This is a genomic window from Luteimonas sp. Soil_N_1 (assembly GCF_057656255.1).
This window is the reverse complement of sequence record NZ_JBDGKS010000001.1, coordinates 2918691-2935355: the sequence shown is the minus strand read 5'-3', so window position 1 is coordinate 2935355 and position 16665 is coordinate 2918691. Positions and strand designations below refer to the sequence as shown.

Annotated in this window: 13 protein-coding genes; 8 read left to right on the top strand and 5 right to left on the bottom strand. The window is 67.8% G+C overall.

Going from position 1 to position 16665, the window contains the following annotated elements; genetic code table 11:
• Positions 1-117 precede the first annotated feature (117 nt).
• From AC3A4E_RS13610 to AC3A4E_RS13600, 3 genes are read left to right on the top strand one after another with little or no spacing between them, the layout of a single operon-like run.
• Positions 118-1575: a hypothetical protein gene (locus tag AC3A4E_RS13610; RefSeq protein WP_487631947.1), complete on the top strand. Its 1458-nt coding sequence runs from the start codon at positions 118-120 to the stop codon at positions 1573-1575.
• On the top strand, positions 1572-2294 hold the full coding sequence (locus tag AC3A4E_RS13605; protein WP_487631946.1) for a hypothetical protein: 723 nt from the start codon (positions 1572-1574) through the stop codon (positions 2292-2294). The genes AC3A4E_RS13610 and AC3A4E_RS13605 overlap by 4 nt, the downstream gene beginning before the upstream one ends.
• On the top strand, positions 2287-5097 hold the full coding sequence (locus tag AC3A4E_RS13600; protein ID WP_487631945.1) for an AAA family ATPase: 2811 nt from the start codon (positions 2287-2289) through the stop codon (positions 5095-5097). The genes AC3A4E_RS13605 and AC3A4E_RS13600 overlap by 8 nt, the downstream gene beginning before the upstream one ends.
• Positions 5098-5214: 117 nt before the next feature.
• On the opposite strand, the gene yczE is transcribed toward AC3A4E_RS13600, so the two are convergent.
• Together yczE and AC3A4E_RS13590 are read right to left on the bottom strand one after the other, a co-directional pair.
• The gene (gene yczE / locus AC3A4E_RS13595) at positions 5215-5835 is read right to left on the bottom strand and encodes a membrane protein YczE (RefSeq protein WP_487631944.1); all 621 of its coding nucleotides are present in this window, start codon (positions 5833-5835) and stop codon (positions 5215-5217) included.
• A 95-nt stretch (positions 5836-5930) separates the two neighbouring features.
• Positions 5931-6950: a zinc-binding alcohol dehydrogenase family protein gene (locus AC3A4E_RS13590; protein WP_487631943.1), complete on the bottom strand. Its 1020-nt coding sequence runs from the start codon at positions 6948-6950 to the stop codon at positions 5931-5933.
• A gap of 104 nt (positions 6951-7054) precedes the next feature.
• Between AC3A4E_RS13590 and AC3A4E_RS13585 the strand changes: the two genes are divergently transcribed.
• The 4 genes from AC3A4E_RS13585 to AC3A4E_RS13570 all read left to right on the top strand — a co-directional run bounded on the left by AC3A4E_RS13585 (position 7055) and on the right by AC3A4E_RS13570 (position 10959).
• Complete coding sequence (locus AC3A4E_RS13585; protein WP_487631942.1) at positions 7055-7966, top strand: LysR family transcriptional regulator; 912 nt, start codon at positions 7055-7057, stop codon at positions 7964-7966.
• 318 nt (positions 7967-8284) lie between these two features.
• Entirely contained in the window at positions 8285-9358 is a 1074-nt protein-coding gene (locus AC3A4E_RS13580) for an OmpA family protein (RefSeq protein WP_487631941.1), read from the top strand.
• A 271-nt stretch (positions 9359-9629) separates the two neighbouring features.
• Entirely contained in the window at positions 9630-10130 is a 501-nt protein-coding gene (locus AC3A4E_RS13575; protein WP_487631940.1) for a hypothetical protein, read from the top strand.
• Positions 10131-10188: 58 nt separating this feature from the next.
• On the top strand, positions 10189-10959 hold the full coding sequence (locus AC3A4E_RS13570) for a pseudouridine synthase (RefSeq protein ID WP_487631939.1): 771 nt from the start codon (positions 10189-10191) through the stop codon (positions 10957-10959).
• Here AC3A4E_RS13570 and AC3A4E_RS13565 read toward each other — a convergent pair.
• From AC3A4E_RS13565 to tdh, 3 genes are all read right to left on the bottom strand, one after another.
• Positions 10919-11314 carry an HNH endonuclease gene (locus AC3A4E_RS13565; RefSeq protein WP_487631938.1) on the bottom strand — a complete coding sequence of 132 codons (396 nt, stop codon included), beginning with the start codon at positions 11312-11314 and terminating at the stop codon, positions 10919-10921. The two genes, AC3A4E_RS13570 and AC3A4E_RS13565, sit on opposite strands and share 41 nt — an antisense overlap.
• Positions 11315-11317: 3 nt before the next feature.
• Complete coding sequence (gene kbl / locus AC3A4E_RS13560) at positions 11318-12520, bottom strand: glycine C-acetyltransferase (protein WP_487631937.1); 1203 nt, start codon at positions 12518-12520, stop codon at positions 11318-11320.
• A gap of 634 nt (positions 12521-13154) precedes the next feature.
• Entirely contained in the window at positions 13155-14189 is a 1035-nt protein-coding gene (tdh, locus tag AC3A4E_RS13555) for an L-threonine 3-dehydrogenase (protein ID WP_487631936.1), read from the bottom strand.
• 236 nt (positions 14190-14425) lie between these two features.
• Between tdh and AC3A4E_RS13550 the strand changes: the two genes are divergently transcribed.
• Entirely contained in the window at positions 14426-16513 is a 2088-nt protein-coding gene (locus AC3A4E_RS13550; protein ID WP_487632082.1) for a S46 family peptidase, read from the top strand.
• The last annotated feature ends 152 nt before the right edge of the window (positions 16514-16665 follow it).

The window sequence follows — 16665 nt, the reverse complement described above, 5'->3', positions numbered from 1 at the left end:
ACGCGTGCGTATGGATCGCCCAGCGTGCCGGGAAAGCCACGTCCGGGCAAGCGCGGCGGACGCAAGCGGCGACGCGCGGGCTGTCAAGAGTTGCCAGTGCCGGGCCGCGCCCTGAACATGTCGCGCCCCGCACCAGGGACGGCTGCCATCCAACCTTTCCAGGATTACCTGCGCGACGGCATCGTCGCCGCCGATCTGCCGGACCTGCATCCGCTGCTGGCGGCGCGCGAACAGCTGCGCGCGTTCTCGACGCTGTTCCATGGCGGCGAGGAGATCGTGATGGTGCGGCTGCTGGTGCTGCGCGCGATCGGCGAACGTGGCGACGCGCCGGACTGGTCGCCGCAGGAACTGCGCGAGCACTTCGCTTGGCTCGATCCGGTCAAGTTCGACACGGTGATCGGCCGTCTGCGCGACAACGGCCTGCTGGCCTGGGACGCGCACAGCCAGCGTTACCGCATCAGTCCGGTCGGCCGTCAGGCGCTGTCGGCGCTGGGCCTGCTGGTGCAGTTCAATGCCGAAGGTGACGAGCTGGCCTATGTCACTGCGCAGCTCGCCGCCGGCCAGGCAGTCGGCAAGGTCGGCGCCGCCGACCTGCAGCATCTGCTGTCGCGGCTCAACGAGCTGCGTGAGGACTTCGACCAGGCCGTGCTCAGCGGTTCGGAGCACCGCATCCGCCAGGCGGCCGACACGCTGCAGTCGGTCTGGCACTGGGTGGAGAAGGGCACCGAGCTGATCCGCGCGATCGCGGCCGACGACGATCTCGACGTCGCCACGCATCGCGTCGCGCAGCAGATCGGCCGCGCGCAGAGCGCGATGCTGCGCCAGGCGTCGGTGTTCCAGCGCGCCTTGAACCAGCTCGACCGGCATCGCGTGCATCTGGGCGCGAGCGGGCTGTCGTCGTCGGACGTCAACCGCTTCCTGCGCGCCTGCGATCCGGCCGCGCTCGCCGACATGGCGACCGACGCGCTGACCATCGCGCCGCAGCCGGCGTTCGTACTCGGGCCGATCGCGCTGGATGTCGCCGAGTACGAACTCGTCGAACGCGAGCGCGAAGCCGCCGACGAGGCCGGCCTGCCGCCGCCGCGCGAGGCGCCCGTGGATCTGCAGGCCCCGGTCGCCGCCGACGACTATGCGCACGCCGCGCAATGGCTCGACCAGCTGCGCGCACTCGATACGGCCGCGCCGCTCGGCGACTGGGTGCCGCAGGACAGCTTCGCGGTCAGTGCGTACCGCCTGTCGCTGCTGGGCCTGATCGGCGATGCCGGCGCGGAGAACCGCAGCGGCGTCAGTGCGCAACTCGCGCAACTGCCGATGCGGTGGTGCGTCGATTCTGCGTTCGAACGCATCGATCGCGCCGGCGTCGCCCTGATGAGCCGCGGGCGCCTGCTGCCCGCGGGCGTTGACGACGCGGCCGCGCCCGACATCGAGATGCCCGACATGACCGCGCACGGCGTCACCGACGACGTCGACATCGACGATGCCGTTGCGCCCGTCGCGCGCCGTCGCCGCGCCGCCACACCTTCCGCGGAGACCGGCACCTCGCCGGCACCCGCACGACGCAAGAAGACCGCATGACCGACTCCACTGCTTCCCTGATCGCGCGGCTGCTGGCCGAGCGCTGGCTGGCGCGCGAAGACCGCGCCGTGCGCCAGATGCTCGTCGATGCCGAGCTGCGCGAGGACATCGACCGCCGCCTCGCTGCCGCCGGCCTGCGCCTGCTCGAACATCCCTATGCGGCGCATGTCGCGGTCGGCATTGCGCGCCAGCACGAGGCCGACGTGTTCGGCCACGGCGATGCCTGGGCCGCGAGCAACCTGCAGCTCAGCCGCGACGCGCTCGCGCTGCTCGTGGTGCTGTGGTCGCTGCTGGTGCTGCCCAAGCGCCAGCGGCAGATCGCGCGCCAGCAGACCGATCTGTCGCAGGACCAGGAACAGATGTTCGCCGAGCTCAAGCCGGTGCCGGTCGGCGCGGAAGTCGTCGAGCCGGTCAACGAACGAACCCTGCTCGCAGACTTCGGCGCGCAGCTCGGCGGCAAGGGCCGCATCCACATGAATCTCGGCACGCTGCAGCGGCAGGGATTCATCGCGCGGCGCAAGGAGCGGATCCACGAAGGCCCGCTGCTCGATCTCGCCTTCGACTACGAACGCATCGCCAGTCGCGTGATGGACGGCGCACTGGCGCACGTGATCGCCGAGAGTCGTGTGGGCCGAGGACTGGACGTGGAAGACGCTGATGGACTGGACGACACGGCCCACGACGCCGACATGACCGAAGAGGCGCAGGCCGATGTTTGAATTCCGCAGTCTCGAAGTCGTGCACTGGGATTACTGGCAGCGTTATTCGCTGCCGCTGGATGCCTCGATCATCACCGTCGTCGGCCCGAACGGCTCCGGCAAGACCACGCTGCTCGATGCGCTGCGCACGCTGCTGGCGATCGACGATCGCGACATGGCGCGCGACTACAAGACCTATCTGCGCCACAACGGCAAGCCGTTCGCGTGGTTGCGCGCGGTGGTCAGCAACCCGGTCGATCGACGCGGCCGCCGCGCATTCTTCCCGTGCATGGACGAGCAGGTGACGATCGCCTGCCGCGTGCGCAAGCGCGGTGGCGACTGGACCCGCGATTACCAGGTCGTCGCCGGCGACGTGCCGGTGGAAGCGCTCGACGCGGGTGGCGAATGGCTGGGCGTGCGCGACTATCGCGTGCGTCTCGCCGGCGCCGGCCTGAGCCGCGCGATCTGTCGCGTGCTGACGCTGGAGCAGGGCGCCACCGACAAGCTGTGCCAGCTGTCGCCGCGCGAACTGCTGCAACTCGTCTTCGACGTGTTCGAGGACAAGGCGGTGATGGACGACTACCAGCGCGCCCGCGCCGAGCAGTTCGACATCGACAAGGAAATCGCCGAACTGCAGCAGGGACTCGCCGAGCTGCACATGCGGCTGGAATCGTCGCGCGCCGATGTGCGTTCCTACGAGGACGGCATGGCGCTGCGCAACCAGCGGCAGATTCTGGAAGCGGAAATCGCGCCCAAGGTCGAACTGGCCGATCTGCGCGCGACCATCGATGGCGCAAAGCCTCGACTTACCGGTCTGCGTCGTGGCCTGCGCGAACGCAGCCAGGCACACGACGCACTGCAGGCCGAAGACGCGGCGTCGATTGACGCGCGCGCTGGCCTGCAGCAGTCGATCGCCGATGCGCGCGCGGCGTTGAAGTCGGCCGAGACGCGGTTCACCGGCGTGCGCGATCAGGCGCGTGACGCCGAGCAGCTGGTGCGTCGCCATGACGAACTTGCGCGTCTCCAGGCCGAACGCGGCGGCGCGGATGTCGATGCGCTCAGCCGCGAGGTCGAGCAGGGCCGGCGTCGTCAGGCCGAGCTGCGCCTCGAGGCCGAGCGCGACCGCGCGCGGGGTAGCGAGGTCGCTGCCCAGGTGGCCGCGCTGCGCGGCGGCGGCCGCGTCGTCGAACCCTTCGAGCGCGAGTTCCGCGCCGCGCTGGATCGTGCCGACATCGGCCATGCGGTGCTCACCGAACTGGTCGAGATCGCCGATCCGCAATGGGCGGTCGCGCTCGAGGCCGTTCTTGCACCGTACCGGCATCTCCTGGTGCTCGACACGGCGAAGGACGCGCGCCAGGCCTGGCAACTCGGCGAGTGCATGCAATACCGGCATTTCGTTGTCGCCGAACGCGCGCCGGCCGGTCCGCCGACGCGTGGCTCGCTGCTCGAGGTCGTGCGCTTCAATGCCGATCCGCCCGCGTGGCTGCCGCGCCAGCTCGATCGCGTGCAGCGCGTGGCAGACGTCGAAGTTGGTCAGCGCCTGCCCAAGGGTCAGGACTGGATCACCGCGCAGGGCTACCTGCGTGAGCATCGCGGCGGCCGGCACATCGGCGGCGGCCAGCATCATTTCGGCAGCGGCGCGCGCGAGGCGCGGCTCGCGTCGCTGCATGCCGAAGCCATTGCGTTGCAGGAGCGCGCGCAGGCACGCGAAGACGCGCTGGCTGCACTGGGGCGCGAGGTCGATGCGGCGCAGTCGCGCCTGCTCGGTCTCGATGCCGGCCAGGAGCTGGTGACGCGCGCGGCCGAATTCGCCGATGCGCAGTCGCGCCTGCCGGCGCTGGCCGAGGCCGCGCAGGCCGCCGCCGAATCGCTGACCGACGCGCGCGCTGCGCTGGATGCCTGCGAGCGGCTCGACAAGGACGACAGCATTGCCGCCGCCACGCGCGCGGGCGAACTGCGCACGCTGGCGCAGGAACTGCGCGACCGCGGCAGCCAGATCGCGCAGGAGCGCGTGGTGCTGGTGCAGCGCCTGGTGGATTTCCGCAGGCGCCGCGCGCGCATGCCGGCCGCATGGCGCACGCGCGACGCGCTGCGCGAGGCGCGCGATGCCTATGAGAGCGCAGGCGCGGTTCGGCGCGAACTCGAGCGCATCGACGAGCGGCTCGCACGCGGCAGCTTCGTCGAGGACGCCGCCTGCGTGGCGATGCGCGACAAGTTCGCCGCCGACCACGACGCACTCGAAGCGGCGATCGGCAAGCGCGAGGCGCATCTGCACCGCGCGCGCCGTCTCACCGAGGACGCGCGTGGCGCCTACATCAACGTGCTGCGCGCGACCGTGCGCCGCTACCGCAAGAACCTCACCGCGCTCGGTGAACTCGCCGGCATCGGTGTCGATGTCGGCATGCCGGAACTGGCGAACGAGGATGTCGCGCTCGCGCAGGCCGGGCTCACCGTGCGGTTCGACTTCGACCGCAAGGGCTGGATCGGCCTCGATGACGGCGAGGCGTCCGGCGGCCAGCAGGTGATGAAGTCGCTGCTGCTGCTGGTTGCCTTGCTGCGCGACGAGGACCAGCCGGGCGGCTTCGTCTTCATCGACGAACCGTTCGCGCATCTCGACGTCGCCAACATCGAGAAGGTCGGCCGTTTCCTGCGCAGCACGGACGCGCAGTACATCCTGACCACGCCGATCACCCACAACCTCAACGTGTTCGAGCCATCGGATCTGGTGCTGGCCACCAGCAAGCGGCGCGCAGGCAGTGCGTGGGCGGAACCGGTCGCCGTGCTCAAGCGCGATCGGACGGAGGCGGTGGACACCGCGGCATGATCGCGGGCGCGTTGCCATGATGGAGGCGTTTCGGAGCTGCACGCGTCCATCACGGCTGAGTTCTGCGGAGAGCGGCGGGTTGAAGTCCTGCAGGTCGCGATGCAGACCGCACCGGAATTAAAGCGGTGCGATTGGCGGCGCGACGCTGCGCGGTGCGAACAGGGGCAGGGTGCGCCCGCACAGCGGGCCGATCAGCAACGCGAATGCCAGCGTGCCCCAGCCGACGTTGCCGCCCAGCCACCAGCCGGTCGTCAGCACCAGCGCTTCGACCAGCGTCCGCGCGATCCAGATCGGCACACCGGTCCGCGCATGCAGGCCGGTCATCAGACCATCGCGTGGCCCGGCGCCGAACTGCGCGCCGATGTAGAGCCCCGTTGCCAGCGCCAGCAGCACAAGCCCTGCGGCGAACACGCAGACCTGCAGCACGACGCCATGGATGTCGGGCAGCAGCCACAGGCCGAGCTGCGCGCTCGGGCCGATCAGCAGGACGTTGAGCAGGGTGCCGAGGCCCGGCTTCTGCCGCAGCGGCAGCCACAGCACGAGCACGCCGATACCGATCAGGTTCGTTACCAGTCCGAACGACAGGCCGCTCTGCAACGAGATGCCCTGGGTCAGCACGTCCCAGGGCGCGACGCCGATGCCGGCGCGGACCATCAGGCTGATGCCGATACCGTAGAAGAACAGGCCGGTCAGCAGGCGGGCCAGACGTTCGACGCGCGAGGGATGTGCTGCGGGCATCCGGGTTCCAAAGGCGGCTACGAAAAAACGTCCGGCCCTCAAACGGGCCGGACGCGTGATCCCAACAACTGTGCTTGAAGGTCAGACCGTGCGGATCATGCCCAGCCGGCGACGACCAGCTTGCCGATCGTGCTGCCGGATTCGAGGCGGCGATGCGCTTCGCGCAAGGTCTCCGCATTGATCGGCGACAGCATGTCCGACAGCGTGCCACGCAGCGAACCGGTGTCGATCAGCTCTGCGACGCGCGCGAGAATCTTGCCCTGTTCGTCCATGTCGGCGGTGCGGAAGCGCGGCCGCGCGAACATCATTTCCCAATGGATGCCGATGCTCTTGGCCTTGTAGGGATCACCGATCTTCAGCGCGCCGGCCGGCTCCACGATCAGGCCGACATGGCCCAGCGGCGCAAGCAGTTCGCCCAGCGCGGTCCAGTAACGATCGGTGTCGGCGAGATTGAGCGCCGCGTCCACAGTCTCGAAGCCTAACGCCTTGAGCTGCGGCGCCAGATCCTCGCGGTGGTCGATGACGTGGTCGGCGCCCATGATCCGGCACCACGCGATGGTCTCCATGCGCGAGGCGGTCGCGATCACGGTGAAGCCGGCGAGCTTTGCGAGCTGGATCGCGATCGACCCGACACCGCCTGCGCCGGCGATGACCAGCAGGGTCTTGCCCGCGCCGCCGCCGCCGATGTCGAAGGGCATGCGCTGGAACAGCAGCTCCCACGCGGTGATCGCGGTCAGGGGCAGGGCGGCGGCCTGGGCGAAGTCCAGCGAATTCGGCTTCTTCGCAGCGATGCGCGCATCGACCAGCTGGAATTCGGCGTTGCTGCCGGAGCGGGTGATATCACCCGCGTAATAGACGGCGTCGCCCACCTCGAAACCGGTGACCTCGCTGCCGATCGCGTCGACCACGCCGGCCGCGTCGTAACCGAGCACCTTCGGATTCGCTTCGGTCTGCGGCTTCGGCGCGCGCACCTTCGTATCGACCGGATTCACCGACACCGCCTTGATGCGCACGCGCAGGTCGTGCGGGCCGGGCTCGGGCAGATCGAGTTCGACATCCTGCAGCGACTGCGGATCGTCGATCGGAAGATAGCGGGTCAGGGCGACGGCTTTCATGGGAGTCCTTGAAGAGTGAAGCGGCCTGCGCATTGTCGACCCCACGCGTTCCGGTCGAACAGCGATAGGATCGCCAATCACCTTCAAGGGATTCTTTCGAATCGATGGACCGGATCGGCGACATCGCCCTGTTCCTGCGCGTGCTCGACACCGGCTCGATCAGCGCCGCCGCGCGCAGCCTCGATCTGTCGCCGGCCCTGGCGAGCCAGCGCTTGAAGCGGCTTGAGGACGCATTGGGCGTGCGGCTGCTGCACCGGACCACCCGGCGTCTGCATCCCACGCCCGAAGGCCTGCGACTGGCCGGCGAGGGACGCACGCTGGTCGAAGCACTCGACGGCCTCGCCGGCAGCCTGCGCGAAAGCGGCGGCCAGGCGGTCGGCGGCACGCTGCGGGTCACGATGTCGGCGTCGTTCGGCCGCCAGCACATCTCGCCGCGCCTGCCGCGCTTTCTCGCCGCGCATCCGGGCCTGCAGCTCAGCGTGCATATGAGTGACCAGCAGGTCGATCTCGTGCGTGAAGGCTTCGATCTCGCGATCCGGATCGGCGATCTCGATGACTCGCAGCTCGTCGGACGGCAGATTGCAGCCAATCCGCGCGTCCTCGTGGCGTCGCCCGATTACCTGGCCCGTCGTGGCATCCCTGCAGCACCTGACGATCTGGCTGCGCACGATTGTCTGGTGCTCGTCGGCAGTCGTGGCCGCCAGGATCGCTGGCAACTGCTCGACGGCGTGGGCGGCGAGTCGACCATCACCGTGACCGGGCCACTGGAAAGCAATCTCGGTGAAGTCCTGCGTGACGCAGCGCTGGAAGGGGCGGGCATCGCGATGCATGCGCTGTGGCATGTGGCGGGCGATCTAAGGGCAGGGCGCCTTGTGCGGGTTCTTCCGGGCCATGCGCCACCGGAAACCGGCATTCACGCGGTGATGCCCGATCGCATATTCGTGCCCCCGCGCACGCGTGCATTCGTTGCGTTTCTGCAAACGGAATTCGGATCGGCGCCCCACTGGCACACGTAGCCAGCGAATAATCGTTAAGCCGCACGCAGGCGGGAATGCGCAAACGTCAATTCCACATAAAGCGACGGTTAAGAGCGCCGAAACGTTCTTGACGCCACGCGCACATCATCTTCACGACAATTCCGTCGCGTTGAGGTTCCTGACCAAACCAAAGCCAAGATGAATACCCGGCCAGGGTGGTGTAGGAAGCTCTCAACCGTTATGTTAGCGTTAACAACGTCTTCACGCTGCTGACTTTAGGCTATGTGCAAGGCGTTTGCGTTTGACGCCTCATCCGATGCCACGACGCATTCCCCCTTTTCTAGGAGCTGAAAAAACATGAACAAGAAACTCCTCTGCGCCGCGCTGCTCGGCGGTCTTGGTCTGGCGGGTCACGCCAGCGCCCAGGAGTTCGACGACCGTTGGTACCTCACCGGTTCGACGGGCTACAACTTCCAGGCAAATGACCGTCGTACGGACGACACCCCGTTCGTCACGCTGGGCATGGGTAAGTTCATCAGCCCCAACTGGTCGGTCGACGGTGAGCTGAACTACCAGAACCCGGGCTTTGACAGCTCGGTCGCAGGCGCCAACCCGGACCTGAACTGGAGCCAGTACGGCGTCTCGGTGGACTTCCGTTACCACTTCATCAATGAAGCGCGTGGCTGGAACCCCTACCTGCTGTTCGGCGTTGGTTACCAGCGTTCGGAAGAAGAGTTCGACGCGTTCCCGAACCCGAACTCGCCGGGCAAGAACAAGGACGGCAACTTTGCCGCCAAGGCCGGTGCCGGCCTGCAGACCACGTTCGAAAACCGCGTTGCCGTGCGCGCTGAAGTGGCGTACCGCGCCGACTTCAACGACAGCAGCTTCGCTGCCAACGGCCCGAACGATTGGGACCGTTACCCGCACAACTCGAACGAGAGCTATTTCGGCGACGTGATGGCTTCGGTCGGCGTCGTGATCCCGCTCGGCCCGCCGCCGACCCCGCCGGCACCGCCTGCTCCGCCGCCGCCGCCGCCGGCTCCGGCACCGGCTCCGCCGCCGCCGGCTCCGATCACCATCGATCTGAATGGCGTGAACTTCGACTTCGACCGTTCGACCCTGCGTCCTGACGCGGTGGCGATCCTCAACGAAGCCGTCGAGATCCTGAAGCGTTACCCGGAGCTGCGCGTTGAAGTCGCCGGTCACACCGACTCGGTCGGTACCGACGCCTACAACCAGCGTCTGTCCGAGCGTCGCGCCAAGGCGGTCTATGACCACCTTGCCAACAACGGCATCACCGCCGACCGTCTGGTGGGCCCGGTGGGTTACGGCGAAAGCCGCCCGATCGCGCCGAACACCAACGCCGATGGTTCGGACAACCCGGAAGGCCGTGCGCGCAACCGCCGCACCGAGCTGAACGTCCAGAACTAAGGACGTCCGGTTGTAGTACGAGAAAGCCCGGCCTTGTGCCGGGCTTTTTTTTGGTGAATCGGATTTGGCGCGTCTGATTCGTGCGAGCGCGGGACGCGTGATGGATATCGGCTTGAGCGTCCGCAGACTGCAATCAGGACAGCCGGCACGTCCTGACCCGGCCGCGCTTCGATCGCGTGTCATGTGTGAATAGGTCAATATCGACATTCTCCTTGTCCGGCATGCACTTGCCGCCTACACTTCAGGCGAATTCGACCCCGGGATTGATGCCATGCGTGCCACCTTGCTGTTCACCCTGCTGGCTGTGCCGTTCGCGAGCCACGCCGCGGATTGCGCGACGCTCGACACACGCACGGTGCGGCCGCTGCAGGCAACGGTCCTGGAGCCTGTTTCACCCGAGCTTGCTGCGCCCAGCTATCGCCTTGGCAGCAGCGCCGTGTTGTCGCGTGCTTACGACGACGCCCAGTCTGCCGAGCAGGTGGTGCTGCGCCTCGAGATCGAGGCCTGCCAGAATGTCGCCATGGCGGCACCCGCCGCAGGTGCGGTCAGTGCGGGCGATCCTGCCGCCTACGTGAAGCAGACCGAGTTCGACAACACGCCCTACCGGTTCAACATGACGCAGGGCGGCAAGCGCATGACCGCCGACGATTTCGACGCATGGGTCAAGGCCAACGGCTATTCGGTCGGCAGTCGCCGTGTGGATCCGAATGCACCTGCAGCTGCTCCGGTGGCCGAGACGGCGCCTCCCGGCGAGACGCCGCCGACCGAATGATTGCCGGCATCCGACGGAAACCCGGTTTGGCGACGGCCCGCGGAAGCGGGCCGTTCGCATGTGGGAGTACTGCGTCTTGAGCAGGAAAGCAGGCGGGCCGCGATACGGACTGGCGCGCGTGCTGTCGAAGCGGGGGCTGTGTTCCCGCAGCGAGGCCGAGCGGCGGATACGGGACGGGCGCGTACGGGTCGCGGGCAGGGTCGTGCGTGATCCCGAATTTCCGCTTGCACTCGACGCTCATGACATCGTGCTCGATGGGGGCATGGCCCACGCGACCACGCATCACTACCTGCTGCTCAACAAGCCCCGCGGTCTGGTCACCACTGCAAGCGACGAGCGCGGTCGTGACACGGTCTATGACTGCTTCAGTGGCGCGGATCTCGGCTGGATCGCGCCGGTCGGCCGGCTCGACAAGGCGAGCGAAGGCCTGCTGCTGTTCTCCAGCGATCCCGCCTGGGCCGCCCGGGTGACCGATCCGGCGCAGGGGCCGCAGAAGACCTATCACGTCCAGGTCGATGGCCTGCCGGATGCCGCGCTGCTCGATGCCCTGGTGCAGGGTGTCGTCGATTCCGGCGAGCGGCTGCAGGCCGCGTCGGTGCGCACGCTGCGTCAGGGTGAACGCAATGCATGGCTGGAGGTCGTGCTCGACGAGGGGCGCAACCGGCAGATCCGCAGATTGCTCGCTGCGCACGATCTCGGCGTGCTTCGGCTGGTGCGCGTCGCGATCGGCGATCTGGTGCTGGGCGATCTCGCCAAGGGCGCGTGGCGCCCGTTGTCCGCTGACGAGATCAGCGCGCTGGCAACGCCGTCGGATCCCGCCATCGGCTGAGGCGCTTGAAGAGCAGGGCTTCGACGACTTCGCGTGCGCGCACGTCGCCGGGACCCCGTGCATCGGGGCCCTTGCCCTTGTCGTGATTACAGCGTGCGCAGGCGAGCGCGAGGTTGCGCGGGTCATCCGCATCGTCGCCGACCTGGGCTGTCAGTGCAGCCGCCGCACGTCGACCTAACCAGGCCTGCGGCAGCACATGCTCCAGCGTCGCGAGGCCCAGAGGCTCGCCATCGTCGCGCACCTGCAACGCGCTGCGGCAGTGCAGGCAGCGCGTCGACCAGACGCCGTCGTCGAGGACGGCGAGAGCGTCGGTCTGCGCCGCGAGCAGCAAGCGCCGTCGCAGCGCGGCGCGCATCGGTCAGGCCTTCAGCACGCCCAGCTCGTGACCGATGCGGGTGAACGCATCGATCGCACGGTCCAGGTGTTCGCGTGTATGCGCGGCGCTGATCTGGGTGCGGATGCGCGCCTGCTCCTTCGCGACGACCGGGAAGAAGAAACCGATCGCGTAGATGCCTTCCTCGAGCAGCCGCTCGGCGAAACGCTGCGCGAGCTTGGCGTCGTAGAGCATGACCGGGCTGATCGGATGCACGCCGGGGCGCACGTCGAAACCGGCGGCGGTCATCTTCTCGCGGAAGTAGCGGGTGTTCTCGACCAGCTGCGTGCGCAGATCGCCGGCGGCGTCGAGCATCTCGAAGGCTTTGATGCCCGCCGCGACCACGTGCGGCGGCAGCGAGTTCGAGAACAGGTAGGGGCGCGAGCGCTGACGCAGCAGTTCGATGACTTCGCGCTTGGCTGTCGTGAAACCACCGAGTGCGCCGCCCATCGCCTTGCCGAGCGTGCCGGTGACGATGTCGATCTTCTCCAGCACGCCTTTCACTTCCGCCGAGCCGCGGCCGGTCTCGCCGAGAAATCCGGTCGCGTGGCATTCGTCGATGTGCACCAGCGCGTCGTACTTCGCGGCGAGCGCGGTGATCTCGTCGAGCGGTGCGATGAAGCCGTCCATCGAGAACACGCCGTCGGTCGAGATCAGGATGGTGCGTGCGCCATCGGCGCGGGCCTGCTGCAGCTGCTTCTCCAGATCCGCCATGTCGCAGTTGGCGTAGCGGTAGCGCTTGGCCTTGCACAGGCGGATGCCGTCGATGATCGAGGCGTGGTTGAGCGCGTCGGAGATGATCGCGTCCTCTTCGCCGAGCAGCGGTTCGTAAAGACCGCCGTTCGCGTCGAAGCAGGCAGCGTAGAGGATCGTGTCCTCCTTGCCGAAGAAGTCCGCGATGGTCTTCTCGAGCTGCTTGTGCAGATCCTGCGTGCCGCAGATGAAGCGCACCGACGCCATGCCGAAGCCGTGCGTATCGAGCGCGTCCTTGGCCGCGGCGATGATGTCCGGATGGTCGGCCAGCCCGAGATAGTTGTTGGCGCAGAAGTTCAGCACCGTGCGGCCGTCTTCGAGCGTGATTTCGGCCGACTGCGGGCCGGTGATCACGCGCTCGGCCTTGAACAGCCCGGCGTCGCGGATCTCGTCGAGGGTGTCGGCGTAGCGCTGGGTATTGGAGACGGCGGCCATGGGGCATTCCGGAAACGGGAAGGCCGCAATTCTACCAAGCGGCCGTCAGCAGCCTGCGCGGAGCCGGATGTCGGCGGAGGCGAACGCGTATCGAACCGACGCGTCCACGCGGCCTCCAGTCCGATCACCGAGCCTTTCAACCCGTAGTGCCGGGTGTGTTCACCCTCTGCCAGGCGCGCCGCGATGCTGCGCGACATTGCCGGATCGCTGCAGGCCGTAGTGTGCTGCCGGATCGGAGCCACGGCTGTTGCCCCACCAAGCCCGTTCATGCCGGCACCTGCAGATCCGTCGGGGACCGGCGCGCGGCACGTGGCGCGAACCGGCCAGTGCAGGTTGCGAAGCTCCCGGTGGCGGATGCGGCCGCCGGCCTCCGCCATCTGCGTCGCGGTGTCCGGCGCAGCCACATAGAACCAGCCCTCGGGCGAGGCAGCGCAGGAGCGGCGGCGTTTCCGGCAGCGCGGGCATGCGGTGCTCGCGGCGAGCGCCGCGGTCGCGACGCATGTCAGCAGTCCAGCGGCCGTTCTGTTCCGGCCTGTCGACGGGATCAAGCAGTCGACACGGGCACGGCGCAGTGCCGTCGGAGGTGCTGTACGTCATTGCGACACGCGGCGCGATGCCGCGTGTCGCGCCGGGCTCAACGCCAGTCGAGGACGACCTTGCCCGACTTGCCCGATTCCATCAGGTCGAAACCCTTCTGGAACTCGTCGGCCGGTAGCTGGTGGCTGAGTACCTTGCCGAGCGGGAAACCCGACAGCACGAGCTGGGTCATCTTGTACCAGGTCTCGTACATCTTCCGGCCGTAGATGCCCTGCACGGTGAGGCCCTTGAAGATGATGCGGTCCCAGTCGATACCCGCGCCCTTGGGCAGGATGCCGAGCAGCGCGACCTTGCCGCCGTGGTACATGCAGTCGAGCATGTCGTTGAACGCGGCCGGGTTGCCGCTCATCTCCAGGCCCACGTCGAAGCCTTCCATGTGGAGGTCTTTCATGACCTCCTTGAGCGAAGTGTTCGACACATTGACGACGCGCGTGGCACCCATGTCGGCAGCGAGCTTGAGGCGGAAATCGTTGACGTCAGTGACGACGACGTTGCGCGCGCCGATGTGCTTGCAGATGCCGGCCGCCATCACGCCGATCGGACCGGCGCCGGTGATCAGCACGTCCTCGCCGACGACGTCGAATTCCAGCGCGCAATGCGCGGCGTTGCCGTAGGGATCGAAGAACGCGGCCAGCTCGCTCGGAATCTGGTCGGGGATCGGCCACAGGTTGGTCGCCGGCATCACCACGTACTCGGCGAACGCGCCGTTGCGGGTGACGCCGATGCCGACGGTGTTCGGGCACAGGTGCGGGCGGCCGGCACGGCAGTTGCGGCAATGACCGCAGACCAGGTGACCCTCGGCCGAGACGCGCTGACCGACTTCATAGCCGGTGACCGCCGAGCCCAGTTCAACGATACGGCCGACGAATTCGTGGCCGATGACCAGGCCCGGCGTGATCGTGCGCTGGCTCCACTCGTCCCACAGGTAGATGTGCAGGTCGGTGCCGCAGATCGCAGCCTTCTCGACGCGGATCAGCACGTCGTTCGGGCCAGGCGCCGGCACCGGCACTTCGGCCATCCAGATGCCTTTTGTCGCTTCGCGCTTGACCAGCGCCTTCATTGTCTGGGCCATGTGTCGTGTCTGCGGATGCCGGAAAGAGCCGGCGATTATACGGCGCGGCCCCGTCGCGGCCGTGCTGCACCCGCACGTCAGCCAGCCGGCGTTGGCCTGCGCCGGGCGGGCGGGTTGGCTAGACTTGGCCCCCCGTCACGATCCACAGGACCACCATGCGCCATCCGTTACTGGCCGCGACGCTGCTGGGCGTCTTCTTCAGTTGCAGTGCGCCAGGGGTGGTGGCGGGCGAGGGCATGTGGGTGCCGCAACAGTTGCCAGACATCGCGCCGGCGCTGCGCAAGGCCGGATTGAAGCTGGATCCGAACCGCCTGGCCGATCTGACCGGCGACCCGCTGGGCGCCGTGGTCTCGCTGGGCGGCTGTACCGCGAGCTTCGTCTCGCCGCAGGGTCTGGTGCTGACCAACCACCACTGCGCCTACGGCGCGATCCAGCTGAATTCGACCCCCGAGAACAACCTGATGCGCGACGGCTTCAATGCCGCGGCGATCGGCGACGAGATTTCCGCCGGCCCGAACGCGCGCATCTACGCGCTCGACAGCATCCAGGACGTCACCGCCGAAGTCCGCGGCGCGATCGACGCCGCGCCCGACGGCCTGGCCCGCACGACCGCACTCGACACGATCGAGAAGACCCTCGTCGCGCGTTGCGAGGCCGATGCCGCGTATCGCTGCCGCCTGTACAGCTTCCTCGGCGGCAACAGCTACCGGCTGTTCCGCAACCTCGAAATCCGCGACGTGCGCCTGGTCTATGCGCCCGCCGGCGGCATCGGCAGCTTCGGCGGTGATGTCGACAACTGGATGTGGCCGCGCCACACCGGTGACTTCGCGTTCTACCGCGCCTATGTCGGCCGCGACGGCCGCCCGGCCGAGTATGCCGAGGACAACATTCCCTACACCCCGCAGCGTTTCCTGCGCCTGGCCGACAAGCCGCTGCGCGAGAGCGATTTCGTCATGGTCGCCGGCTATCCGGGCCGCACCAGCCGCTACGCGTTCGCCGACGAATTCTCCGAGACCGTCTCCTGGCGCTACCCGCAGATCGGCCGTCATTACCGCGCGCTGATCGATCTGGTCGAAGCGCGTGGCAAGGAAGACCCCGAGATCGACGTGCGCTATGCCAGCGCGGTGCGCGGCTGGCAGAACACGCTGAAGAATTACGAAGGCCAGCTGCAGGGCTTCGAGCGCATCGGCGCGCTGACCCGCAAGCAGTCCGAGGAAGCGGCAGTGCTCGAATGGCTCCGCAGCCGCGGCGGCGATGGCGCGGCCGCGCTCGATGCGCACGCGAAGATCGTCGCCCTCGATGCGCAGGCGAAGGCCACGCGCGAGCGTGATCTGGTGTTGTCGCTGCTCGACAACAGCGGCCTGCTCTCGACCGCCAATCGCCTGTACCGCCTGTCGATGGAGAAGGAGAAGCCCGACGCGATGCGCGAGCAGGGCTACCAGCAGCGCGACCTGCCGGCGATCGAAGGCAGCCTCAAGCAGATGGACCGTCGTTTCGTGCCGGCGATGGACCGCGAACTCACGCGCTATGCGCTGCTGCAGTACGTGCAACTGCCGCCGGAGCAGCGCATTGCCGCGATCGACACCTGGCTGGGTGGCAACGACGCGACGGCGATCGATCGTGCGCTCGACCGGCTGCAGCGCAGTGCGCTGGCCAACAGCGACGAACGCCTGAAGTGGTTCGCCGCCGACCGTCACGAATTCCTGCGCAGCCGCGATCCGGCGTTGATGTACGCCGCCGCGGTGACGCCGGAACTGCTGCAGATCGAACTTGCTTCGAAGGCCCGCGCAGGCGACCTGCTGCAGCTGCGTCCGACTTACTTGCAGGCCGTCGCCGATTACCGCGCCGGCCGCAACGAAGCGGTGTATCCGGACGCGAACTCGTCGCTGCGCATCACCTTCGGCAACGTCATGGGCTACACCAATCTCGCGGGTGCCCAGCAGACGCCGTTCACCCGGCTGGAAGAGATTCCGCCGAAGGCCACCGGCGCCGAGCCTTTCGACGCACCCAAGGCCCAGCTCGATGCGATCGCTGCCCGTCGTGACGGCGGTCTGGCCGACCGTCGCCTGCGCAGCGTGCCGGTCAACTTCCTGTCCGACCTCGACGTCACCGGCGGCAATTCCGGCTCGCCCGTGCTCGACGCCGACGGTCGCCTGACCGGCCTGCTGTTCGACATGACCTGGGAAGCAGTGGTGTCGAACTGGGTATTCGACCCGGCGATGACCCGCACGATCTCGGTCGACCAGCGTTACATCCGCTGGGTCATGCAGGAAGTCGATCCTGCGCCACGTCTGCTGCAGGAAATGGGCGCGTCCGTGCGTTGAGTCGTCTGTCCGCGTGCCCCGGTCGTGTGTCCGGGGCGCGCTGGCACGCCCATGTCCGATCGCACTGGCCTGCATGCAAAAGCACTGTGTTTGCGGCGCCACCGCGATCGCCTCCCGTAAACTGACGCGCCGGCATCGCCGGAGCCCCCCAT